Origin of the sequence: Arthrobacter sp. N199823 (assembly GCF_002929705.1) — a bacterium.
In the GTDB taxonomy this organism is placed as follows: domain Bacteria; phylum Actinomycetota; class Actinomycetes; order Actinomycetales; family Micrococcaceae; genus Specibacter.
The window spans coordinates 15,809-38,533 of record NZ_PJIN01000008.1 but is presented as its reverse complement, the minus strand read 5'-3'; the positions used below and the strand labels follow the sequence as shown (position 1 = coordinate 38,533).

Annotated in this window: 21 protein-coding genes; 13 read left to right on the top strand and 8 right to left on the bottom strand. The window is 57.9% G+C overall.

Annotated features, from left to right (window positions below; all coding sequences use genetic code 11):
- Window positions 1-12 precede the first annotated feature (12 nt).
- Window positions 13-1,047 carry a LacI family DNA-binding transcriptional regulator gene (locus CXQ93_RS15580; RefSeq protein WP_181036182.1) on the top strand — a complete coding sequence of 345 codons (1,035 nt, stop codon included), beginning with the start codon at window positions 13-15 and terminating at the stop codon, window positions 1,045-1,047.
- A gap of 79 nt (window positions 1,048-1,126) precedes the next feature.
- On the opposite strand, the gene CXQ93_RS15575 is transcribed toward CXQ93_RS15580, so the two are convergent.
- Window positions 1,127-2,539 (bottom strand): alpha-L-fucosidase, encoded by a 1,413-nt coding sequence (locus tag CXQ93_RS15575; protein WP_104111347.1) that lies wholly within the window; start codon window positions 2,537-2,539, stop codon window positions 1,127-1,129.
- 506 nt (window positions 2,540-3,045) lie between these two features.
- Here CXQ93_RS15575 and CXQ93_RS15570 point away from each other — a divergent pair.
- From CXQ93_RS15570 to CXQ93_RS15545, 5 genes are all read left to right on the top strand, one after another.
- Window positions 3,046-3,453 (top strand): hypothetical protein, encoded by a 408-nt coding sequence (locus CXQ93_RS15570; RefSeq protein ID WP_104111346.1) that lies wholly within the window; start codon window positions 3,046-3,048, stop codon window positions 3,451-3,453.
- A complete protein-coding gene (locus CXQ93_RS15565) occupies window positions 3,450-3,977 on the top strand; it encodes an IS30 family transposase (RefSeq protein WP_146073239.1) in 528 nt (175 codons plus the stop codon). Before CXQ93_RS15570 ends, CXQ93_RS15565 begins: the two co-directional genes overlap by 4 nt.
- 173 nt (window positions 3,978-4,150) lie before the next feature.
- Window positions 4,151-4,519, top strand: coding sequence for a helix-turn-helix domain-containing protein (locus tag CXQ93_RS21140; RefSeq protein WP_104111344.1), 369 nt, complete (start codon window positions 4,151-4,153; stop codon window positions 4,517-4,519).
- 850 nt (window positions 4,520-5,369) lie between these two features.
- Entirely contained in the window at window positions 5,370-5,711 is a 342-nt protein-coding gene (locus tag CXQ93_RS15550; protein WP_104111342.1) for a hypothetical protein, read from the top strand.
- Window positions 5,708-6,607, top strand: a complete 900-nt coding sequence (locus tag CXQ93_RS15545; RefSeq protein ID WP_104111341.1) for a LamG domain-containing protein — start codon at window positions 5,708-5,710, stop codon at window positions 6,605-6,607. The genes CXQ93_RS15550 and CXQ93_RS15545 overlap by 4 nt, the downstream gene beginning before the upstream one ends.
- A 159-nt stretch (window positions 6,608-6,766) precedes the next feature.
- Here the strand turns inward: CXQ93_RS15545 and CXQ93_RS15540 are convergent, their stop codons facing one another.
- Both CXQ93_RS15540 and CXQ93_RS15535 read right to left on the bottom strand, forming a co-directional pair.
- The gene (locus tag CXQ93_RS15540; RefSeq protein ID WP_146073238.1) at window positions 6,767-8,038 is read right to left on the bottom strand and encodes a wax ester/triacylglycerol synthase domain-containing protein; all 1,272 of its coding nucleotides are present in this window, start codon (window positions 8,036-8,038) and stop codon (window positions 6,767-6,769) included.
- A complete protein-coding gene (locus tag CXQ93_RS15535) occupies window positions 8,028-9,749 on the bottom strand; it encodes a GAF domain-containing protein (protein ID WP_104111339.1) in 1,722 nt (573 codons plus the stop codon). Before CXQ93_RS15535 ends, CXQ93_RS15540 begins: the two co-directional genes overlap by 11 nt.
- A 108-nt stretch (window positions 9,750-9,857) precedes the next feature.
- Between CXQ93_RS15535 and CXQ93_RS15530 the strand changes: the two genes are divergently transcribed.
- The 4 genes from CXQ93_RS15530 to CXQ93_RS15510 all read left to right on the top strand — a co-directional run bounded on the left by CXQ93_RS15530 (window position 9,858) and on the right by CXQ93_RS15510 (window position 15,054).
- Entirely contained in the window at window positions 9,858-10,427 is a 570-nt protein-coding gene (locus CXQ93_RS15530; protein ID WP_258069052.1) for a pyridoxamine 5'-phosphate oxidase family protein, read from the top strand.
- A 40-nt stretch (window positions 10,428-10,467) separates the two neighbouring features.
- On the top strand, window positions 10,468-11,547 hold the full coding sequence (locus CXQ93_RS15525; protein WP_104111337.1) for a zinc-dependent alcohol dehydrogenase family protein: 1,080 nt from the start codon (window positions 10,468-10,470) through the stop codon (window positions 11,545-11,547).
- 340 nt (window positions 11,548-11,887) lie between these two features.
- Window positions 11,888-13,426, top strand: coding sequence for a DUF4389 domain-containing protein (locus tag CXQ93_RS15515; protein WP_104111336.1), 1,539 nt, complete (start codon window positions 11,888-11,890; stop codon window positions 13,424-13,426).
- Window positions 13,427-13,581: 155 nt separating this feature from the next.
- The gene (locus CXQ93_RS15510) at window positions 13,582-15,054 is read left to right on the top strand and encodes an AarF/ABC1/UbiB kinase family protein (RefSeq protein ID WP_258069051.1); all 1,473 of its coding nucleotides are present in this window, start codon (window positions 13,582-13,584) and stop codon (window positions 15,052-15,054) included.
- A 40-nt stretch (window positions 15,055-15,094) separates the two neighbouring features.
- On the opposite strand, the gene CXQ93_RS15505 is transcribed toward CXQ93_RS15510, so the two are convergent.
- Genes CXQ93_RS15505 through CXQ93_RS15490 form a run of 4 tightly spaced genes read right to left on the bottom strand, consistent with a single transcriptional unit; the run spans window position 15,095 to window position 18,291 of the window.
- Window positions 15,095-15,349, bottom strand: coding sequence for an SHOCT domain-containing protein (locus CXQ93_RS15505; RefSeq protein ID WP_219817367.1), 255 nt, complete (start codon window positions 15,347-15,349; stop codon window positions 15,095-15,097).
- A gap of 54 nt (window positions 15,350-15,403) precedes the next feature.
- Window positions 15,404-16,216, bottom strand: a complete 813-nt coding sequence (locus CXQ93_RS15500; protein WP_104111333.1) for an AAA family ATPase — start codon at window positions 16,214-16,216, stop codon at window positions 15,404-15,406.
- Window positions 16,213-17,679, bottom strand: coding sequence for a Mu transposase C-terminal domain-containing protein (locus CXQ93_RS15495; RefSeq protein WP_258069050.1), 1,467 nt, complete (start codon window positions 17,677-17,679; stop codon window positions 16,213-16,215). The genes CXQ93_RS15500 and CXQ93_RS15495 overlap by 4 nt, the downstream gene beginning before the upstream one ends.
- A gap of 15 nt (window positions 17,680-17,694) precedes the next feature.
- Entirely contained in the window at window positions 17,695-18,291 is a 597-nt protein-coding gene (locus CXQ93_RS15490) for a recombinase family protein (RefSeq protein WP_104111443.1), read from the bottom strand.
- Between the two features lie 412 nt (window positions 18,292-18,703).
- On the opposite strand from CXQ93_RS15490, the gene nhaA reads away from it, so the two are divergent.
- Complete coding sequence (gene nhaA, locus CXQ93_RS15485) at window positions 18,704-20,044, top strand: Na+/H+ antiporter NhaA (protein ID WP_104111332.1); 1,341 nt, start codon at window positions 18,704-18,706, stop codon at window positions 20,042-20,044.
- Between the two features lie 92 nt (window positions 20,045-20,136).
- Here the strand turns inward: nhaA and CXQ93_RS15480 are convergent, their stop codons facing one another.
- On the bottom strand, window positions 20,137-21,660 hold the full coding sequence (locus CXQ93_RS15480) for a SulP family inorganic anion transporter (RefSeq protein WP_104111331.1): 1,524 nt from the start codon (window positions 21,658-21,660) through the stop codon (window positions 20,137-20,139).
- Between the two features lie 180 nt (window positions 21,661-21,840).
- Between CXQ93_RS15480 and CXQ93_RS15475 the strand changes: the two genes are divergently transcribed.
- Together CXQ93_RS15475 and CXQ93_RS21290 are read left to right on the top strand one after the other, a co-directional pair.
- Entirely contained in the window at window positions 21,841-22,230 is a 390-nt protein-coding gene (locus tag CXQ93_RS15475; RefSeq protein WP_104111442.1) for a MerR family transcriptional regulator, read from the top strand.
- 313 nt (window positions 22,231-22,543) lie between these two features.
- Window positions 22,544-22,717: a hypothetical protein gene (locus CXQ93_RS21290; protein ID WP_308470632.1), complete on the top strand. Its 174-nt coding sequence runs from the start codon at window positions 22,544-22,546 to the stop codon at window positions 22,715-22,717.
- The last annotated feature ends 8 nt before the right edge of the window (window positions 22,718-22,725 follow it).

Sequence of the window (22,725 nt, the reverse complement as noted above, 5' to 3'; positions counted from 1 at the left end):
AAACTAAGTCCCATGGTTAGAGCCTTACGTGCCGATGTTGCCAAGCGGGCCGGCGTTGCACCGTCCACCGTGTCAAACATCCTCAACGACCGCGCCAAGTCGCTGCGCATTGCGCCCGAAACGGTCAGGCGCGTCAAGGCCGCCGCCGCCGAACTTGGCTATGTGCCGCAGGCATCGGCGCGCAGCCTGCGTGGCCGCGCATCGCGCACCATGGGCCTGATGCTGGGCCCGCTGCCGCCGAATGTCTTTGTGCCGATCCTCCACGACGTGGTGACTGCCGCCATTGCGCGCTCGCAAGAGCGCCAATACCTGGTCATGCCGTTTGCGGACCCCGGCGGCGAGGGCGAGGACATCACCTACGTGGAACGCGTCCTGGCGGACGTGGACCTGGCCGGCGTGGTCAGTGAAATGTCGCCCCGCAACGCGATTGCCGGACACCGGCTGCACCAAATGGAGGTGCCGGTGGTATGGATGTCCTTCGGCACCCCGGCCATGCACCCGCCGGGCGTTGGCCATGCCATGATCCGCCAGACGGGCGGCGTGGAGGCCGTGTTAGGAAAACTGGACCTGGCCCGGAATGAGGAAGTTGCCATTGTGCTGGGCCCCGGACACAAGCCCGAACGACTTGGTGTTGCCCTGCGCATGTTTGACGGCTTTGTCCATGTGGTTGAGGCCGAGTCCTGGCTGGCCGATGCGGGCGCGAAGTCCATGCGCCAAATCCGGAACGAACTGCCCCGGGTTCGCACCATTTTCTGCGCGGACGACTATCTGGCGTTCGGCGTGCTCCACGCACTGAACGAGGACGGCCTGCGCGTGCCGGAGGACTATTCTGTGGTGGGCTTCGGCGGCTTCGACAACGGCGCCCAGATCAGCCACAGGCTCACCACGGTCCGTTGGCCCGTGCGCGAGCTGACGATCGCCTCACAGGACGCGCTGATCGACCACGTTTCTGGCGCCCGCCCACTGCAGCTCCAGAATACTGCGCCCATCATCGTTGAGCTTGAGTGCGAGCCGCTCTTCGGCACCACGGCGCGACTCAAGGACTAACTCTCTCCTCCGCTCGTGCTTCCACTGAGGCGGCCCCGCCCGGTCGATTTGCCCGGGCGGGGCCGTTTTTCGTTGCGGGCTACTCTCCCGCGGCTGCCAGATCAAAGGCGAGGACGACGGCGTTTCTCGCCCCGGTGGCCGGCAGCAGGACGCGCACTGCCCCGCCGTCGTCCGTTGTGAAATGGAGAGGCGCCTCGTGGCCCAGCAGGCGGACCCTGGCCACGGCGGCGGAGGTCCGCACCAAGATTTCAGCACTGTCGTGGCCCTCCGCGGACCCAAGCAGGCCGATGGCATAGAGGGCCGCAGCGGTCCGGGTGGTGCGCCACGTGAGGTCCGCTCCGCCATCGGAAGCGACCACCAGGTGCGCACCGCCGGGCACGGTGTCGTAAATGGCCTCGGAGTTGACGTCCATCCAGGCGCCAACCTCTTCCAGCGCCGCCACAATATGGCTCGAGAGGGCGCCGGTGGCGTCCGGGCCGATGCCGAGCAGGTAGTTTCCACCGCGGCTGACTATCGTGGCCAGGGTTTCGATGATCTGATGGACTGGGCGCGTGACTTCCTCGGGGCGCATGCTGCACCAACCCGGCGTCAGCGTGATGCAGGATTCCCAAGGGTAGTCGAGGGTTTCCGCGGGCACTTCCTGTTCGGGGGTGCGGTAGTTTTCGTTGACGCCGTGGACCACCCGGTCAACGACGAGGATGTCGGGCTGGCGACGGCGTGCGTTCTCGGCGATTGCGTCGATTCCAATGGGCTCCTCTGGCGCCTTGACCCAGCCGGCGTCGAGCCAGAGGACGTTGATGTCTCCATAGTTGGTGAGCAATTCATCTATTTGACGCTGAGTGAACTGGACAAAGCTGTTCCAGGACTCAGGGTCCACGGCGATGTCGTAGTTGTGGAATCGGTCCACAGTCTTCGCATCTGACTTCCAGTAGTTCGGGTGCGCCCAGTCAGCCTTGGAGAAGTAGACGCCCGTCTCCAGCCCCTCGGCGCGGAAGGCATCAAAGGTTTCCCTGAGGATGTCCCTGCCCAGGGGCACGTCCGGGGCCGTGGACTTGTAGTCGGATTCAGCCGTGTCGTACATGGAGAATCCGTCGTGGTGCTTGCTGGTGAACACCAGGTACTTCATGCCTGCGCGGGCGCAGGCCGCGGACCAGTCGGCGGCGCGGTAGTCCTGGCCGGAAAATTCACGGCGCAGCCCGCGGTAGTGGGCAGCATAGTCGTCCAGACTGCCGGTCCAGCTGGCGGGCGGGTCCATGAACGTCCCCTTATTCTCGCGGCACAGGGACCAGCTGCCGTCCTGGCCCATCAGGCTGTAGAGACCCCAGTGCATGATGACGCCGAACTTGAGCGAGCGCCAATGCTCCAAGGCGGCGCGCGTGCGGGGGTCTTCCGGCCAGACGTACCCTTCGTCCACCACGGCACCGACGGCTCCCGCCGCTGCCATATTGTCAGGAGTGAAGTCTGCCTGCTCCGGGTGGGGTGCGTTGGCCATGGGGACGTGCCTTTCAATCGGGGGAAGCGGATGAAGGAGGAAATGCGGGCCGGGCCCACCTGAAGAATATGCGCAGCATCGACTGTGCGCTGCCAGCAAGCCTTGGGAACGTGCCGCAGGTTCTAGTAACATCCGAACTTTGGAGCAATTCCATCCCATTATGACCACGGTCACAGCAATTGGCAAGCCCATACATCCGATGTTTACGGACGGGGCCCCGGGGCCAAAGCGACGGCGTAAGTCCGGACGGCAGGCGCGGGCCCGGGAATCGAGTTCTGACCTTGGCGTCGAGATGCGCGCCTACATCCCTGCACCTGGTCGTCAACGTCAGAACTGGATGCACCACTTGAGTTCTAGTGATCGTTGAAACACCTCCGATCTTCGGGAGTTTTCACGCTCATGGAACCACTATCATTTCAAGATGCTTTTTTAACGAACAAATGCAGTTCTTCATCGGTCGCCTCGGCCGTCCGGAAGAACCGCAAGTAATCCTTGGAGGATAGGGCGTGTTCCTTGAGGCCAAGGAGCGTTTGGGCAGTGTCAGTGCCGCGGCCCAAGGATTGGGCAGCAACACGCAAACGGCCTTCGGTTGGTCGTATGCCTTGACGGCCCTCGAACGCAAACCGCGCCAGCGAATGACGGCCCGACAGGAAGTCTTGGCGCCGAAAAGGGCCCCGTTCCTAGTCGTGTTCGAACGTGTGGGCAACATCGGTGTGGCCGCCCGGGAAACCGGAATTACGCGTAGTCAGGGCGATAGTTGGGCGCGCGTCGCTGGCGTGGAAAATGTCAAGAGGAGTGCACAGAAGCACGCGGAATACACCCGCCTGTGTGCTGTAGGTGCAACCCATAAGGCCGCCATCACGGCGGTACGAGTGAACCGATGCACGGGTACCGCTGGGACCAAGAATCCTTGACAATCAAGTCCTGCGCCGGTGCCAGCGATAAGCCCTCAGTGGCGTATAAATGTTTGGCGATTGCCGACATGCTGCGGGCCAAGAAGTCGATCGGGGCGATCGGTCGGGCTCCGAGACGCAGCGCGGGCACACTCAGCCGGGAGATCTCACGCAACAGCCATCCCCGGCTCGGCTACCAGCCCTACGGCGCCCACCGCATGGCTGTCGCAGCCCGTGCCAGGCCCAAAGCCAGCAAACTGGCAGCCGACGGTCCGTTGCGTGAGTACGTGAAGGAAATGCTACTCACCTGCTGGTCCCCGGAACAGATTTCAAAGACGTTGATCAAGGAATTCCCCGATGACGAGCAGATGCGCGTGAGCCCCGAAACGATCTACCAGGCACTCTATATCCAGGCCCGTGGCGGCTTTCGGCGCGAAGTCATGGAAGCCTTGCGGGCCGAGCGGACCCTCCGCAAAACTCACAAATCACCGGAAGAACGCCGACCCGTTCCCGAACGCCCGACAGAGGTCGAAGACCGACCGTAGTCAACCGGTCGTCGCAACACCTAATTGATCGAGGTGTGGGATGGGTGTCAGAGAGTGGCAGGAACTGGTCCGGGCCCGATAGGGGCAGTTAATGTTTCCAAGAGGTCTTCTTTTCAACGTGCCCAAGGTGGTGTGTGATGTCGGGACATCGTTGACGGTGGCGATGATTGGTTATGTCATCTTTGGATCAAAATCGTGTCATTGATCTGGCTGTTGTTCAGATGGGTTTGTCTCCGGAGGAGGCGGCGCGTCGTTTCAATGTCAGCCGGCAATGGATTCATGTATTGTTGACACGCTATAAACACAGCGTTGAGGCGGGGCTGGAACTTCGCTCGCGGCGCCCGGCCACGAACCCGAGGGCAACCCCGGAAGTCGTGCGGGCCAGGATACGGGAACTCCGTGTTGAACTGGCCGCTGCCGGGCTGGACGCGGGTGCGGAGTCCATTGCCGACCACCTAGGTCGTGAAGGGGCCAGTGTTCCGGCTGTTTCGACGATCTGGCGGGTGCTGCGGAGCGCGCAGATGGTTATTCCGCAGCCTTAGAAGCAGCCTCGGTCCTCCTGGCACCGTTTTGAAGCAGCCCAGCCCAACCAGACACGGCAGTCCGATTTCACCCACCGGGTTCTGGCTGGCGGAGATGATGTCAAGGTCATTTCCTGGCTCGATGACTGCTCCCGTTTTCTACTCCATATAAGTGCCCACGCGCGCGTTACCGGGATCATTGTTACGACAACGTTCACTGCCACCGCGGACGTGTACGGGTACCCGGCCTCAACGCTGACCGGAAACGGCATGGGCTACACGAACCGTTTCGCGCCGGCAAAGGCGGGCCCAACGCGTTCGAGTATTTGTTGAAGCGGCTCAGGATCACCCAGAAGAATGGCTCCACGTATCATCCGCAAACCCAGGGAAAGATCGAGCGCTTCCATCAAACGCTGAAGAACTGATTGGCGGTGCAAACCCCCGCGAGAAGCCGGCGGGACCTGGAAGAGTAGCTTGCCCGCTTCCAGCACATCTACAACGAGCAGCGTCCTCATCGCGCGCTAGGCCGACAATACTCCCATCGCCAGCTACCTCGCGACACCCAAAGCAACACCGACCATGGCTGAAGGTCAGCCGCACTTCCGTGCGCGCACGGACCGGATCTATGCAACAGGAACCGTGAGCCTGCGCTACGGCGGTAAACTGCTTCATTTTGGCATCGGCGAGCCTACAAATACAGCAAAGTTCGGTTACTCATACAAGACTTCGACGTCATCGTCGTCCATCGCGACACCGGAGAGATCATCGCCGAATTCATCCTCGACGGAAGCAAGAACTACCAGGCAAAAAAGAAACACCCCGATCCGAAGACCGAGGTGGAACTATTTTCTCCTCACATCAAGTGAGAACTATGACCCGAGACATCACACTGGAAACCAATGAATCCGGATCCTTGGTGCTGCGTGGGGATGCCAACAATGACAATGACGCCTCCCCTGTTGCTCCGGCCGCCGTTCATGGTGTGGGGTTCCTCAATGTCCCGTATGTGGGGCTCCCCGTCTACTGGATGGCCACGGCACAGTGGCTGAAAGTTTTTGCCGTAGTGGGTACGTTCATTCTCATGTGCTGGGCCAGTACCTTCGATCGGGATTTGCAGCGGAGCAAACACCGAGCGAATCCACCCGCGCGCGGCAAGGACCGAGGTGGTTCCGCCCACGAAACTTCCGAGGCGGTCTGGAGACTCTGGGAGTGACTGGCAACCAAACCCCTGCCATGATGCGCACCAAGATGCGGCCCACAGGCCGGCGCAGTGTGCGTCTGGGTGCGGCAGTTGTGGCCTCAGCCCTGGTGCTCGGATCAGTTCCCGTTGCCGCCCATGCTGCCTTCACAGCAACTTCGCGCAACGCCAGCAATGCCTTCACCGGCGCATTGAGCTGTGGCGCGACCATACTGGCTGACGGGCCCAGCTCCCTCTACCAATTCGACGCCGACACGGGGTCCACAGTAGTTGATTCTGTGGCGCCCGGAACTGCCAACGCGACCTTCAAAGGCATCCGGACGGAGTCAACCCCCTCGTGCGTTGGTGATGGTGGAAAATCTGCCGTCTTTGACGGAATCACCAACAGCATCACCACCCCAACCCAAAGCATTCAGGCACCCCAAACCTTTTCCTACGAACTGTGGTTCCGAACCACCAGCACCTTAGGCGGTAAATTGATGTCCTTCACCGTCAAAAACCCGACATCCGCGGACACCGCCGACGACAGAGTTCTCTCCATGCTCTCCACCGGGCAGCTCCGCTTTGCGCTCACGCCACCCTATTCAACGGCGGACTATTTGACCCCCAACGTTAGATTGAACGATGGCAATTGGCATCATGTTGCTGTCAGTTTGTCCAATTCTGGAGGTTTTCAAATATTTGTGGACGGCAAAAATCCTAATGGAGTCCTCTCAGTCAAAACAGGCCCGGCCACCACAGGCACCTGGGTCATAGGCACGGGAACCTCCACTGCATGGCCCGAGGGACGGATCAACAACTCTTTCCAAGGGGAACTCGACAACGTTGCCATCTATAACAACAAGCCCTTCACCCTGAGCCAAGCACAAGCCCACTACAACGCAGGCCGAGTTGCAACAAACCGACCATAAAGAATCCACCGTAATACATACCCTGCACCATGAGCATGCTGGCGCCCCACGAGAGAAACAGTCATAGGTTAACTCAGACTAGCGATTTCACTCTCAACAACGTGCTTCAACCAAGGCAGCGGGAGATCCGGTTCGTCAGCCCGGCCGATTTCCGGTGGGCTACCTGGTCACTCGACAGGCCCCGGTGCAATGGTCGGCGATCGTCACTGCAAGCTCGCCAGCATAGCTGAGCACCACGAATGACACCGTGATGTTTCCCGTCGGCACACTCAGGGGCAACATACCGGTAATCGGACAGCCAAGCAGCGCCTGCCTAATCTCTGGGCCGCGCATCGTGCTCGCAAAAGTATGGATCAACCGCTGCGAAGTGATGAGCCTCTGGTACAGCCCCACTCGCCTCAACAGTCGGAACAGCGGGCTGAGCACAGCCGTGGAAGCCCCGGGTGGCTTCTGCTTGGCGGCGCGCGTTGGCTCTGAGACCGCCTTGAGTCGAGTAACCGGGTCCCCCACGACCGGGATGGCCAGCGGGATCACACCGCTATGGTTGCCGAGGTTCCCGCTCCTGTCTTGGCGAGGCTCGGAAAATGGTACGGAAATGACGATCTCATGAACAAGCTCGCCGCGCCGTTCCAAGGGGCGTTGCAGCGCAGTGGCGACTGATGTAAGCACGACGTCGTTCACCGTGGCACCGCGGGCGTGGGCAACCCGGTGAACCATGTTGACATCGGTCCGGACGATGACAAAGGTGCGTTTGGGTCCGGTCCGCCTATTGAGCGATGTGGGTGCCGCTCTTACCCGGACCATTGGGTGTAGTTCGGCCGCCGCGTTACCGATCCGGCACAGTGCCGCGGGGAGCCGCTGGAGTGAACAGATACGTCCGAATGCGGCATCAATAGCCAGCTGCGTTCTCGACGGGCCCGGTCGCGGAAACCCCACGTCGGCCACCTCTGGCGTAAACTCAATCGGCTTGTCCCTCTCCCCTGCGCCGTCCACAAGTCCCGCCAGAACCGCCAACCCTCCGATCACATCGGCCAGCACGTGGTGGAAGACCAAAATCAGGGCCGCCTCCCCTGGTGCAGTGTCTGTCACAAGCGTTGCCGCCCACAGCGGGCGATCACGGGGCAACTGACGTCCGATCAGCTCGGCTGCAATACCCAGCACCACCGACTCGCCCCCGGGAGTTGGGCACGGCAACGTGGTCACGTGGTTGGCGATCTTAAATAAGGGGTCATCAACCCAGACCGGCCGGCCACATCCGAATGGGGTGTTCACCAGACGTTGACGAAGCCGTGGGACCGCCGTGATGCGCTGAGCAAGGAGGTCGAACGCCCACGCCGGTTCTAGGCCGTGTCCTGCATTGAGAAGCAGCACTGCCCCAATCAGGAAATTGGTGGTGAAATGTTTCGTGCCGAGATGACTGTCACTGAGCATCCGCAGCAGGAACACGCCATATCAGGCGGGTTCCACTGGCACTTGTACTTTCGAGCTCAAGGGTCCCGTGGAGTAATGCTGCACGTTGGCCCATATTGGTGAGGCCACTACGATGTTCCGGAGTTCCCAGACCAACCCCATCATCGTCAATAATGAGCGTCACGTGCTCCACGTTCACATCGACAGAGACCTCGATAGCCCCGGCATCTGAATGTCGAACAGCGTTACTTAACCCTTCGGACAAGACAGCCAGAAGATGCTCGGCTGTCTCCTCTGAAATCTCAGAGTCGATGGGGCCAGCCAAATTCAATCGCGGCGCGAAAGCAAGTGGTTTGGCAGCGTTGCGGACGGCTCTTAAGATCAAGTCGCTCAGCAACTCTGTTTCACCGGAACTGACTCGCAATGAATAGATGGTGTTGCGGAGTTCTCGAATAGTCTCGTCGAGTTCTGTAGTGACGGCCCGGATCCGATTGGACGCCGTCTTGTCTGTAATAAACCGCTGCAGGCTCTGGATACTCAGACCCGCGGCAAAGAGCCGCTGGATGACGACGTCGTGCAGGTCCTTGGCAATGCGATCCCGGTCTGTAAAGATCATGATCTGTTCACGCAACCGGTGAGTCCTGGCCAATTCCAAGGCCAAAGCAACATGGGAGCCAAAAATAGCGCTCATCTCCACCACGACCTTGGAATAGCTGCCAGATCCCTGGCTGCGCGACAAGATCAACAAGCCTTGATTCTCGCCTTGGGGCCCCAAGGCAATGACAATGATGGGCCCAAACGCTGTCCCGTCCTCGGCACCGAGCAGGTCAGTAGCGTCATCGAACACCGTAGGGACGCCAGTCCGCAATACCTGCGCAATTGCTGGAGAGTCCAAAGCCAACGACCGGCCAGCCAAGAGTGGCGCTCGCTCGCCAGCGGCGGCAGCAACATATAATTCAGGTCCACCCGCTGAGGAGACCCCGATCATCGTCAGAGCAGAATCCGACTCCACCAAAGCGGTGGCAGCAATCATATCCAGACTGCTTTCAGTGATGTTGCGTTCGTCATCCATCATCTTGCCAGTGACATCCATGCACACTTCCAGCCAACGCGAACGGCGTCTGGCATCCTCAAACAAGCGAGCATTTTCAATAGCGACCCCTGCCGCGGCGGCCAGTGCCACCGCCAGTTCCTCATCTTCGGCCGTGAAGTCTTCACCCCCATCCTTTTCAGTCAGATACAGGTTTCCAAAGACCTTTCCCCTCACTCGCACTGGGACTCCCAGAAAGGTCACCATGGGTGGGTGGTGTTCAGGGAAACCGTAGGAGGCAGGGTGATCGTGCAAGTCGTGCAGCCGCAATGGGCGCGGATCACTAGTCAGCAGTCCTAGGACACCGTGCCCGGTGGGTAAGGGACCGATCTTGCGGGTGAGTTCCTGATCTATGCCAACGGTAATGAAGTGACTCAGTGATTGGTCTTCACCAATGACTCCCAGCGCCGCGTAGCGGGCCTTCAGAAGTGTGCAGGCTGATTTCACAACCCTTTCCAGAACCGCATCGAGACTGAGGTCTTCCGACACGGAAACCACGGCTTCCAGCAAGCCGCGCATCCTTTCCTGTGTGGAGAGCAATTCGCCCGCCCGGTCTACAAACTCCCGCAGCAAGTCCTCAATCCGGATCGTGGCAGCGTTGGGCAACAATGGAACGGTCTCATGCGCATCAGATTCGTTCATAGACCCACCTTGGAATGAACATCGGATATCGGTCATCGCGCCAATGGCCCCACAAGTCCGGGCCATCATTGACAGCCTACGCCCGATACCAGCATTCCTGCCGTTAGCGTGAGTCAGCACAGCACTATTGAGGTATCCCAAGCCGGGGACTTTGTACCCTATGTTCCTAAGATGAGGGTGACTAGTGTCGATCTCATGACTACTAGGCCGCCACCATCAGGTACCACGCCGGAGATTCAGCTCCTATCCGAGGATCAATGCTGGGAAAGGCTCCGAGGACAAGTAATCGGGCGACTCGCTGTTGTCGTTGAAGACCATCCTGACATTTTTCCCATCAACTACGCCGTCGGCAATGGCTCACTCGTCTTCAGAACAGCCGAAGGCACCAAACTGCACGGCTCAACGAGCAACACACCTGTTGCCTTTGAAATTGATGGTTATGAGCCTCAAACAGAACAGGCGTGGAGTGTAGTCCTGCGAGGCACGGTTCTGGCGATCCGCGCGGACTCTGAGCTTGCCATGGCAGAAAATCTCACACTAGAGCCGTGGCAAGCTGGCGTCAAAAATCACCTGATGCAGATCATGCCACTAAACATCAGTGGCCGGAGATTCCACGTTACCAAGCCCGACATTTGGAGAACACCGTTGGCCGATGCCCGCCGTGCCTCTTTTGAGTAGCACCCTGTTTGACAACCCGCCCCAAAAGTAAGGACACGCAATGAAAGCACTCGTCTACGGCGGGCCAGGACACATCAGCTGGGACGAGGTCCCTGATCCGGTAATCCGCCACACTACCGATGCCATAGTCAACGTCGATACAACGACCATTTGCGGCACGGATCTTCATATTCTCAAAGGCGATGTTCCTGCAGTGCAAAAGGGGCGCATTCTGGGCCACGAAGGAGTCGGAACAATCATCGAACTGGGCTCATCCGTCAGCAACTTTGCAGTGGGCGACCGTGTCATCATTTCGTGCATCAAGTCGTGCGGGCATTGCACCAACTGCCGAAGGGGACTTTACTCTCACTGCCTCGGCGAGGAAGGGGAACCCGGCATCGGTTGGATCTTCGGCCACCTCATCGATGGGACCCAGGCGGAATATGTTCGGGTGCCGTATGCGGACAACTCTCTATATAAATTGCCGGAGAACGTCAGCGACGATCAAGGGGTCATGCTCTCAGACATCCTGCCGACAGGATTTGAAATAGGTGTCCAAGCCGGTCATGTCACCCCAGGAGACGTCGTGGCAGTGATTGGTGCCGGACCTGTGGGACTTGCCGCCATTGCCACAGCCGGGCTCTACGGCGCAGCGACAATCATCGCCATCGACTTGGATGAGAATCGCCTCGAACAGGCTGTCACTTTTGGTGCCACCCACACCGTGGTTTCCGGCTCCACCGGGTGGGAGACACAAGTACTAGCCCTTACTGATGGTGCCGGCGTGGACGTCTCAATCGAAGCAGTTGGTACCCCACTAACACTCACCATGGCCATAGACCTCGTCCGGCCCGGTGGACACGTGGCTAACGTTGGGGTCCACGGGCAAGATGTCACACTGAACATGGCGGAGCTGTGGATCCGCAACATCACCATCAGCATGGGCCTCGTCAATACCAACACCGCCCCCATGCTCCTCAAACTCGTGGCACAGGGCAAGATCCCTGCCGACAAACTGGCGACGCATCATTTCACCTTTGACCAGTTTCTCGACGCGTACGACACCTTCTCCCGCGCTTCGGAAACCAAGGCTCTCAAAGTCATCCTTAGTCGTCCTAGAAACACCGGCACTGCCGTCTAATCGCCACGGTGCCGCATCGGCGAATTGCTCGCGTATTCTATGCCCAGCCTCTAGCTGCTGGAGCCAGAGGGGATCAGCGGCTGGTTGTCGATGCGAAGCCCTTGGTTGGTTCGTCCAGAATGAGCAGTTCCGGGACGCTCATCACCGTTACCCCTCACTGAATCTTCTGCTTTTGATATGCAGTATCCCGGAGATGGACTGACAGGTGGCCAAGAGGCCGTCCCAACGACATGAGTAGCCTCAGCCGACCCTGTGCAGCGATCGAGCCAGCGGGGACCTTCGCCTCTAGTGCTGCCACATCTGGACACACAGTGGTAAGCAACGAAAGCGGTGTGATGACATGACTAACAACTCGGCAATTGAGATCACGAACCCTCCCTCGGGCAATGCGCGACGAGGAGGAGTAGGCGCCGTTGTTGCCTTGGTGCTGGGTATGCTGCTTGCGCTGCTCGGTGTCGGCGGGATCGTCGGCGGCGTGGCCTCAGCAGTGGTCAATTCCCAGCAAGGTACTGACGGTTATTTCAATTCCCCGACGCGCGGGCTCTCGACCAATTCCTACGTGCTCTCCTCTCCCCCAGCCCAGATCGGGGTCGACAAGGTTCCCTTTGACCTTGGCAGCATCCGGCTTGACGCCACATCCACTGCCCCCAGCGGCGAAGTGTTCATTGGCATTGGTCCAAAGGTTGACGTGGAGAACTATCTAAGGGGTGTACATACGACCGAAATCACCGGTATCGAAACGTCCCCATTTCGGGTGAGCTACGCTGACAGCCTTGGCACGGCAATCCCAACACCACCGGCAGCGCAGAGTTTTTGGGCTGAATCGTCTTCCGGCATAGGTCCGCAGCAAATCACCATGGCCCTTCGCGGTGGCGATTGGGTCATGGTGGTCATGAACGCCGATGCCACCGCTGGGGTCAGTGTGAACATGCACGCCGGATTCCACTCGGAGTTGTTTGGTGCCCTCACACCAGCCTTGTTGATTTCAGGCATATTCTTCCTGATCATCGGGGCGGGATTGATCCTTGTAGCTGCGATCGGCCTAGGCCGGCGAGTCCCGTCGGCTAAGCCAGGAACGTTTGGGCCACAAGCCAAGGAGCAGAATGATTTCGGTCCCATGCCCACCGAGAAGACGCTGAGTTTCGACAAGGACGACGGCGTGCCCCCCTCCGACATTCTTCCGGTGCGGCACTATCCCGCAAGACTTTCCGGGCAACTAGACCCGCAACTGTCCCGAGGGCTGTGGCTGGTCAAATGGCTCTTGGTCATCCCCCATTTTTTCATTTTGTTTTTCCTGTGGTTCGCAGTCTTCATCAGCACGATCATTGCCGGGTTCGCCATCCTCTTTACCGGGCGTTATCCATGGGCTCTGTTCAACTTCAGCGTCGGTGTCCTGCGATGGAACTGGAGGGTGACCTTCTATTCCTACTCGGCCTTGGCCACCGATAAGTATCCACCATTCACTTTGGCGTCGACCGATTATTCCGCCGACTTCGAGGTCGATTACCCCCAGCGGCTCTCCCACGGACTCGTCTTGGTGAAAGGGTGGCTGTTGGCCCTCCCTCACCTGCTAATAGTCGCCATATTCACTAGCGCAACGTGGTCGACATGGGGTCAGGGGGACCCTTGGTCATCGGACTACTCCCGTGCAGCTGGGTTCTCGTTGCTTGGCATCCTGGTGCTCATCGTCGCCATCCTGCTCCTGTTCACTGGCCGATACCAACGCTCACTCTTTGACCTGATCATGGGCATCAACCGGTGGATCTACCGTGTAGCCACCTACACACTCCTTCTGCGGGACGAGTATCCGCCGTTCAGACTGGATCAAGGGCCAGACGAACCATCCCGTATGGTCACCAATGATGGGAGCAATCCATGAGCAACCATTTTGAACGGTACGCCGAGGTCGCGGAAATCTTGGCACGGCATGGCTTTGGCTCCCTGGCCACAAGAATGGGGCTGGGACGGTTGCACCTACTGCCAAAAACGTGGCCAGTTGACGATGTTTCAAATCCAGAGCGGTTGAGACGGGCCTTGGAAGAGCTTGGTCCGACCTTCATCAAACTCGGGCAGGTACTTTCCACCCGGCCAGATATCCTTCCGCCAGACTTCCTCACCGAACTATCCAGACTTCAAACCGAGGCACCGCAAGTGCCTCCAGCTATCATCCGTTCCCTCATCGAGCAGGAGCTCGGGGCAACACCCGAAGAGCTTTTCAGTACTTTTAGTGACGTTCCACTGGCAAGTGCCTCTATTGGCCAGGCCCATGCGGCAACACTGCATGACGGCACCGCAGTCGTGGTCAAGGTTCGCCGCCCAGGAGTCGTCGCCCAAGTCCAAGAGGACCTAGAGATTCTGACGAACCTCGCCCACCAAACAAGTCGAAACTGGGCGGCGGTGGCTGATTACAATCTTGAGGCGATCGCCAGTGGGTTTGCCGCAACACTTCGCGCGGAACTCGACTATCTGCAGGAAGGCCGAAACGCGGAACGTTTCGCCAAGAATTTCGCCCAGGATTCAAGCATCCATGTTCCGAGAATCTTCTGGGCCACCACCACGTCCCGGGTACTGACAATCGAACGGATTTATGGATTGAAGATCGACGACGACGACGTCATAGGCATGCCGGCCGTCGACAGAAATCGACTGGCTGACCTAGCAGCCAAGGCCGCCGTCAAGATGATCTTCGAGGACGGCTTTTTTCATGCAGATCCACACCCAGGCAATCTTTTTGTTGAATCAACTGCTTGCATAGGATTGATCGATTTTGGCATGGTGGGTGAGGTGAGCCAAGAGTTAAGGGACCGGCTCGGGAATTTGTTGATGGCATTTAGCGTCAATGACCCCGATCGAATCGCCCGTGCACTGCTCGAACTTTCCGTCAACCGTCCCGTCACGGATCGAGACCACCTAAGGCAAGACGTTCTGCGCTTCATGGAGCAATATCAAGGACGTCAACTAGGCCAAATCGAAATCTCGCCCCTGATCAGGCAAATATTGGCCATTCTGCGCAATCACCATGTTCAACTCCCGAGCGAAATCGCCATGCTGACGAAAATGATCTTCATGACCGAAGGAATGGGCGCGCGACTGAATCCGAACTTCAACCTCGGCACAGTGATTAAGCCTTATGCCCGCAAGATGACCTTCGAACGGGCAATTCCCCGCAATCTCATCCGCAACCTGTCTCAATGGGGGCTGGAGGCCGCGGATCTGAGCGCCAATCTTCCCGACAAGATACGGCGATTACTTGACATTCTTGACGACGGCGTCGAGGTCCACTTGCGGTCAGAGGAATTGGTCCCGCTGGTGAGCAGAGCTGAACGAATCGGCAACCGTCTGGTCGCCGGGATGATAGTTGCAGCATTTGTTCGAGGGATCGGCGAGCTTACAGCGGCAGACCGGGAACGACTGCGTACCTGGCAAAACGCCCTAATTGCCGGCGGCGCTGGTGTCGTGACGACCCTAGGCAGCTACCTAGTCTGGACCGCCCGGCGCCAGAGATGACACTGAGTACCATTTGAGCTCCTCGTGTCCTGCTAACACTTCAGTCCCGGCCGTTGAGCACCGCGCGTCGGGATGTGAATTCAGCTTCATCAATCTCACCCTCGGCGAAACGCTCATTCAGAATGGCCTGAGCATCCTCCCTCCAGGGTGCGTGTCCAGCGGCGGCTCGCCCCACCTGCTGACGAAGCGCCACGATAAGAGCGGCAGCTGCCACTCCCCCGAGAAATAGAGTCTGCACACCCAACACACCAAAGGCCACAGCGAACCACCCGTTCCCATACATGGGATACATCATGGCCTGTGACTGTTAACTTCTAGTGGCGGTTTTCTCGCAGCCTGGAATGGCGGTTTAGCTGATTCCGATCACGAGGGTGGAGCGTGCTGCTTCGACGACGTCGTCGGTGATGGTGGTGAGTTCATTGATTTTCATGATTCGTTCCATTTGGACGAAGAGTCTGTCTATGAGACGGAAATTGCCGCGGGTGATCCTTGCGATAGCGGCGATGGCTTGGGCATCGGTGAAATCTTCGGGGTCTAGGTTTTGACCGAGTTTGAGCCATTTTCGTTGAAGAACGTAGTTGAGTTCTTCATCTACGAGTTGCCTGTACTCGTGGGCGAAACCCACGCGGCTGTAAAGCTGGGGGTAGCGGCTGAATTGCTTCTCAATGCCTGGCATGCCGATCATGATCATGGCGATTTCGCTGCGGTCGTATTTATCGCGGAGGACTTCTAGGGATGTAGCGGTTAGTCTTTCTGATTCGTCGATGATGATCAGTTCAACATATTTGTTTTGATCTTTTGCTGGACCCTTTTTGGTGTTCGTGGATCGTAGGTGTTCCTCGATGCACGCTGAGGCCCTGGTAATGGTACGAGCTAGTTCTTCTTGGATCTGATTTGGTCGGGTGAGGACACCTGGGGTGAAAAACACTGATCGTGTTTTTGCTAGGGCCGCGTAGATTCTTGGGTCGCTGTCTTGCCGTGGGCCCCATTGTTCTAGGAGCGTTTCTGCTTGTTGCCAGCTTGCGTAGTGGCGGGCTGAAAGAGTTTTACCAATGCCTGCTTGGCCGTAGCAGATCCCTATGGTTCGTTGCCGACGTACTGCGTTGGCGAATTCCACGAATCGGCGGTGTTCCTTCGTCGCTATGAAGCCTGAGGGGGTCATGACCGATCCTCCTGGTATGTGTCTAATCGATGTTTTACGGGTGGTCGCCTGTTTTGTTCTGGTTCGGTCGTGAAGTCCCGGTTCTTAGCAGGCAGGTGGTGGGCAACGGTGGCTATTCGCTCGTTGATCTGCCCCCGTAACTCACGTTTCCTGGCTGCGCGGGCTTCTTGAATTTCTTTCAGGCTTACGGTGGACCGTTCATGTGTGGGGTCAACCGCTTTACAGAGGTAGGCGCCTCGGTGGAAGATCCTGATTTCGGCTATGTCCGCCGGGTCGTAGCGGACAATGACGTGTTCTCCTACATAGGCGGCAAGGAGCGGTGAGATATAGCGCAGTCCTTGGAAGTGCACACCGTCCCGGTGGACGATGCGGGATTTGGCGACAGTGAGCAGGAGTAAATTGAGCTCTTCAATGGTTGCCGGTAGCCGTGGCAGCCACCCGTTGCCGCTCCACGCATGCTGTGGGGTTTGTCTTATTTCTTGGTGTTCACGCTGGTTATAGGCGTGTGTCAGGAAGTCAGCGATAGTGCCGTTCAATTCAGCGACGGTGAGCTGCGGGCGAGGATTACGGGCTCCTTGGGTCAGGTATCCGGGTAAGCCTGACAAAAGTTCAGTATTGATCGTGCCAAATAGTCGTTCAATCTTTCCCCTGCCTTGGGGCCTTGCGACTGCGGAGAAAACGATCTCAAAGTGAAGGTCTTTGGCGGTCTGTGCAAGGTGGTGGCTGGTGAAGTCGGTTCCGTGGTCAACATAGAGGACATCGGGGATTCCGCACATCGGCCACGTGCTGTCTGTTTTTGGCCAGATCGCTTGGCGTAGTGCCAGCGCTGTGTTCATGGATGAGGGCGCGCCGGTGAAAACCATGTATCCACAGATCGCGCGAGAGTGGTCATCCAAGATTGTTGTCAGCCAAGGACGGATTGTTTTGCCGTCGGAGTCTAGGATCAAGAGATCCAGCTGGGTATGGTCAGCCTGCCATACCGCGTTAGGACGTTCGGCCCTGCTCCGCCATACAAGTTCGTACTGATCGCGGTACGCTACCGGGCCTTGATGCGCCAGGGTCAGCATTCCCGGATCCAAGGTGGCGGTGATCGAGCGGACGGTCGAATAAGAAACGGTCGGCCATCCCTGTCGCGTGGCTACTTTGTTGGCCTGTTGATGGATCGCTTCGGTGGTCTTGCGCGGCTTTACTAACGCCAAGCCCTCGATCAAAATAATGAGTTCAGGCGGTGATTTTCGTCCGCGCTTAGGCCGGGGAGCAGGTTCTAGCCCGGCGTTGCCGTAGAGCTTGTATGCGTGGTGCCATCGCTGCAGTGTTCGCAACGAGATACCGTGTTCGCTTGCAAGTGTCGTGAGTGGGCTACCGTTTTCGACATGTTCTCGCAAAACCATCCACCGGGCAACGGCGATATTGTCAGGTTCTAAGAATTGATATTGGCTCTTTGAGCCGGCCCCGGCATTCATGGCTACATGGGTGTTCTATTCAGTGGCGGATGGTCGAGGCGAAGAATCAGTCTGTCGGTCGTATTGCAACGCCCTATAAACGGTGCTGCGGCTAACCCCAATGACTTCACCAATCTTGCGGACCGTCATTTCCTGCTGGGCATACAGCCGCCGTGCAGTATCAATCTTCTCCTTGGTCAGCAGCGAAGGCCTCCCACCTTTTCGGCCGCGGGCCCGGGCAGCTGCCAAACCAGCAGTAGTTCGCTCCCTAATAAGGTCACGTTCAAATTCCGCTAAAGACGCGAATAGATGAAACACCAGACGACCACCGGAGGAAGTGGTGTCAATGGATTCATGCAGCGACCGGAAGCCGATACCGCGTTCTTCCAGAACTGCCAGCTGATCGATCAAATGCCTAATAGACCGCCCGAGCCGGTCCAATCTCCACACCACTAAAACATCACCGGGCCTCAACTGATCCAGCACCTTAGACAGCTCAGGCCTAGTTTGCACGGCACCCGATGCGGTATCAGTAAATACCCGGTAACAGCCAGCAGCTTCCAACGCATCTTGCTGCAGGGCAGCGTCCTGGTCAGCCGTTGACACGCGGGCGTAACCCAAGAGATGTCCCATACCCGCAATGTACCAATACCCATCATCTGGGGGTAGAAGCGAAGCATAGAAAATGAAACTGGCTTTTGCTACAAAGAACAGCCCTGCACGAGACACCATATGACGATGAGGGTCGTGCGTTCCATAAACGACCGTATTTGAGACACCGTGGAGTAACTGTCTTGTGCGCCTCGATGGAGGTGGAAAGGGGTAGTGATCGGCCTCGAATGTCGAGGAGGGGCGGTCAAAGCTTGAGAACATTGAATCTCATCGAGCTGAGAAGTTCAAGGATCGGAGCGGTATGTGGGCGTGCCATGAGCGCCTGCGTGAATGTCACCGTTAGAGGAAGAGGGGGTCGCCGCGATAGGATTTTCGCAGGTGAGTCGGGAAGTCTGGTCGACATTTTTATTGGCGACCCATCAAGGACTTCTCTATGACGCAAGAACCTTCCACACCACCACGGACCACTGTTTTCGGGCGGGGCAGCTATTCCGAGTTCCTGCGAATCGGAGAGATCCTGCGCAAAGAAACCGTGGGTGGCATCTTGCTCGTCACCGCAGCCGTGATAGCCATCATCTGGGCTAACTCTCCTGTTTCGGACAGTTACTTTGCCCTGCGTGACTTCCGTGTCGGGTACGAACCCTGGCACCTTGAACTTAGCTTGGGTGCGTGGGCGGCTGACGGGTTGCTGGCAGTTTTCTTCTTCCTGGTGGGGCTGGAACTTAAACGCGAATTCGTGGCCGGAGATTTACGACAGTTCAGTAAATCCATTGTCCCTGTCGCAGCGGCAGTGGGCGGCGTGGTGGTACCCGCTGTGATTTATGCGTTGATTAACCTCACCAGTCCGGAGACGCTTCGAGGGTGGGCCATTCCCACGGCCACTGACATTGCCTTCGCGGTGGCGGTGTTGGCCATCATTGGTTCCCACCTGCCCAGTGCCCTGCGGATCTTCCTGTTGACCTTGGCGGTAGTGGATGACCTGTTGGCGATTAGCATCATCGCCATTTTTTACACCAATGAAATCCAGCTCGGGCCGCTGCTGTTAGCTCTGATTCCGCTGGCAATTTACACGATCTTGGCACAAAAATACCGCCGTTTCTTTGGGACCAAGGCGTGGGCTGCCTGGGTCATCCTGCTTCCCCTGGCCTTGGTCACCTGGGCCCTAGTTCATGCTTCCGGGGTTCATGCGACAGTGGCCGGGGTGCTGCTGGGATTCGCCATCCCGGTGATCCGCTCCCAAGCCAGCGGCGGCCCAGGCAACGGCCCGGGTTTGTCAGAAATTTTTGAGCACCGATTCCGTCCTATCTCAGCAGGTATCGCCGTGCCGGTCTTTGCGTTCTTTTCCGCCGGCGTCGCCATCGGCGGATGGGACGGACTCTTCTCGGCCGCCACAGACCCCGTCGCCATCGGTATTGTGGTTGCACTGGTACTGGGCAAACCGGCCGGAATTCTGGGCACGACCTGGCTGCTGACTAAAACCACTAAGGCATCCTTGGACCGCTCTCTGAAATGGATCGACGTGTTCGGGGTGTCCCTGTTGGCGGGGATCGGGTTCACCGTGTCACTGCTCGTGGCGGAGTTGAGCTTTGGTCAGGGCAGTGCCCATGATGACCATGCCAAGATCGGCATCCTTGCCGCATCAGTGTTGGCGGCACTGCTTGCCACAGCCGTCCTGTCGACCAGAAACCGCTACTACCGGAAACTACACGCCGAAGAAGCAGAGGATGCCGACCATGATGGCATCCCTGACGTCTACCAACAAGACCGCCCCTGACAGGGACACCAACTCAAAAATAGAACCCCTTCCCGGCCTGAGGGCCGAGAAGGGGTTCTTTATTTGAGCGCACGTCTGGGATGCGGTGGGCGTTAGTGGCCTGCTCCGAGTTTCCCGGAGAGCCTTTCACGCATGAGGATACTGGCTTCGTTGAGTCCGGTTATGGTGACGTGTTTGCCGTGGCGCCGGTATTTTTCGGTGACCGCATCGAGCGCAGCAATGGTGGAGGCATCCCACAGGTGGGATGCGTGCATGTCGATAACGACGTTCTCCGGGTCCAGCGCGTAGTCGAACTGAGAAAACAGGTCATTGGAAGAGGCGAAAAACAATTCACCGTCCACAACATAGGTGGCCGTTTCTACTCCATCGATGGTTGCCAGGTGGAGTTCAACGGTGACCAAGTGCGCGACCCGCCGGGCGAAAAGGACCATCGCTACCAGAACACCAACACCGACCCCGATTGCCAGGTTGTGGGTGGCGACAACCACAATCACGGTGGAGACCATGACGATGGTTTCGCTCTTGGGCATGCGCGCCAGTGTGCTGGGGTGAATGCTGTGCCAGTCAAAGGTGGCAACGGATACAAAGATCATCACAGCCACCAGGGCGGCCATGGGGATCACGGACACAATATCCCCGAGAGTCACGACCAAGATGAGCAGGAACACTCCGGCGAGGAAGGTGGAGATGCGGGTGCGGGCGCCGGAGGCTTTAACGTTGATCATGGTCTGGCCAATCATGGCGCAACCGCCCATGCCGCCGAAGAAACCGGTCACAATATTGGCCACTCCCTGACCCCACGATTCCCGGGCCTTGTTGGAATGGGTGTCAGTAACGTCATCAACGAGCTTGGCAGTCATCAAGGATTCCAGCAGACCCACGAAAGCCATAGCCAGCGCAAACGGGAAGATAACTTGCAGCGTTTCCAGACTGAAGGGAACATTCGGGATGAACAAGGACGGTAGCGAATTTGGCAATTCTCCCTTGTCGCCCACTGTGGGAACAACAATTGACGCCACCACGGTAATGAGGGTTAGGAAAACGATGGCGACCAGAGGGGCTGGCACAGCCTTGGTTAGTTTCGGCAGGCCGAAAACGATGACCAAACCGATAACCGCCAAGGGATAAACCATCCACGGCACGCCGAGCAGTTCCGGGACCTGGGACATAAAAATCAAGATGGCCAGGGCATTGACGAATCCAACCATCACCGAACGGGGGATAAACCTCATCAGTTTCGCAACCCCCGACAGGCCCAAGATAACCTGGAAGATGCCCGCGAGAATGACGGCGGCAATGAAGTAATCGATGCCATGGGACTTCACCAGCGGTGCGATCACCAGCGCCACAGCCCCGGTCGCGGCGGAAATCATGGCAGGGCGTCCACCCACGAAAGAAATCGTCACCGCCATCGTGAACGCGGCGAACAATCCGATCCGCGGATCAACACCGGCGATGATGGAGAACGCGATAGCCTCGGGAATCAATGCCAACGCCACGACGAGACCGGCCAAGACCTCAGTTTTGAGGCGGCGTGGAGATCGAAGTGTTTCCCGCACGGATTGAAGCTGTTCCGGGGTAAGAGGCGGCTTGGCACCCACTGTTGTCATGGCCATTTACTGGCTCCATTCATGGTCAAGAAGGCACAAATCAGTGCCTTCGCATTTCTCAAGAGTTATGGGACGCGACCCTGCGCCAAAGGAGCGGGAGATAGCCTTGAAGGACTCACCACTCACTTGCAACTGTACCCTAACGTAAGGGTAGAGTTGATGTAGGAATTACTGATGGAGACTCGAATGACAGAGAAGGCGCGCGCAGCAACGATGCATATAGGAGAACTCGCCGAAAGAACAGGGTTGTCGCACCGCACTATCAGGCACTACGACGACGTGGGCCTACTCCCGGCCAGCACCCGCACTGAGGGCGGCTTTCGCGTCTATCTAGAGGACGACTACGAACGCCTCATGGTCATTAAGCAGATGAAGCCCCTGAGCTTCTCGCTAGAGGAAATGGCCGACATCCTGAGCATCTTGGCCCTGAATGGCACCGAGGGAGCAGGTACTGACGCGCAGGCCCGATTGACGGAATTTCTTGAGAAGGCTCGCCATCAACGAGCCAAAATGGCCCGCAATCTGGCTCAAGCTGACGAGTTCATCCACCGGCTCAACACACCCCACCATGGATAGCGCATGGCAACTTTATAGACCGACCCTTTGGTCGGTAATATCCCCAAGAACTTAGCAAGCAAACCGCCAAACCAATCTGCGATTTAACCGCCAAACGAAGTTAACAGTCACGGACACGAAGTTTTCGGGCTCCGCGTAATAGGACCATCCCAAAATTTAGTGTCAAAAGTAGCTTCCGCTTTCCGCGTGCAGGTGTAATTTTCGGTACAGTGCAGAGCTGACCATTGGTTATGACCTCGTAGTGATGAGTTGTCCAGACACCGTCTGGACAACTACGGACTCACCCGTTGGATCGGCGCACTAGGGTGGATTCATGACCACGCTTGAGCCGGACTTCCCAGTAGATTACGTAGCTGCCCTCACTACTTTGAAAAGCCTCGTACGGGAGGCACAAGGACGGGCGCAGCGTGTGGTCAATACCGCCATGATCGAGCTGTATTGGAACATAGGGCAGACCATTCTCACCCGGCAAGTGACCGAACCTTAGGGGAATAA

Excerpts from the sequence above, each read along its gene's own strand:
- CXQ93_RS15580 (WP_181036182.1), top strand. The coding sequence starts at position 13 with ATGGTTAGAGCCTTACGTGCCGATGTTGCCAAGCGGGCCGGCGTTGCA.
- CXQ93_RS15575 (WP_104111347.1), bottom strand. The coding sequence starts at position 2,539 with ATGGCCAACGCACCCCACCCGGAGCAGGCAGACTTCACTCCTGACAAT.
- CXQ93_RS21140 (WP_104111344.1), top strand. The coding sequence starts at position 4,151 with ATGTCATCTTTGGATCAAAATCGTGTCATTGATCTGGCTGTTGTTCAG.
- CXQ93_RS15550 (WP_104111342.1), top strand. The coding sequence starts at position 5,370 with ATGACCCGAGACATCACACTGGAAACCAATGAATCCGGATCCTTGGTG.
- CXQ93_RS15540 (WP_146073238.1), bottom strand. The coding sequence starts at position 8,038 with ATGCTCAGTGACAGTCATCTCGGCACGAAACATTTCACCACCAATTTC.
- CXQ93_RS15535 (WP_104111339.1), bottom strand. The coding sequence starts at position 9,749 with ATGAACGAATCTGATGCGCATGAGACCGTTCCATTGTTGCCCAACGCT.
- CXQ93_RS15525 (WP_104111337.1), top strand. The coding sequence starts at position 10,468 with ATGAAAGCACTCGTCTACGGCGGGCCAGGACACATCAGCTGGGACGAG.
- CXQ93_RS15515 (WP_104111336.1), top strand. The coding sequence starts at position 11,888 with ATGACTAACAACTCGGCAATTGAGATCACGAACCCTCCCTCGGGCAAT.
- CXQ93_RS15505 (WP_219817367.1), bottom strand. The coding sequence starts at position 15,349 with ATGATGTATCCCATGTATGGGAACGGGTGGTTCGCTGTGGCCTTTGGT.
- CXQ93_RS15500 (WP_104111333.1), bottom strand. The coding sequence starts at position 16,216 with ATGACCCCCTCAGGCTTCATAGCGACGAAGGAACACCGCCGATTCGTG.
- CXQ93_RS15495 (WP_258069050.1), bottom strand. The coding sequence starts at position 17,679 with ATGAATGCCGGGGCCGGCTCAAAGAGCCAATATCAATTCTTAGAACCT.
- CXQ93_RS15490 (WP_104111443.1), bottom strand. The coding sequence starts at position 18,291 with ATGGGACATCTCTTGGGTTACGCCCGCGTGTCAACGGCTGACCAGGAC.
- nhaA (WP_104111332.1), top strand. The coding sequence starts at position 18,704 with ATGACGCAAGAACCTTCCACACCACCACGGACCACTGTTTTCGGGCGG.
- CXQ93_RS15480 (WP_104111331.1), bottom strand. The coding sequence starts at position 21,660 with ATGGCCATGACAACAGTGGGTGCCAAGCCGCCTCTTACCCCGGAACAG.
- CXQ93_RS15475 (WP_104111442.1), top strand. The coding sequence starts at position 21,841 with ATGACAGAGAAGGCGCGCGCAGCAACGATGCATATAGGAGAACTCGCC.
- CXQ93_RS21290 (WP_308470632.1), top strand. The coding sequence starts at position 22,544 with ATGACCACGCTTGAGCCGGACTTCCCAGTAGATTACGTAGCTGCCCTC.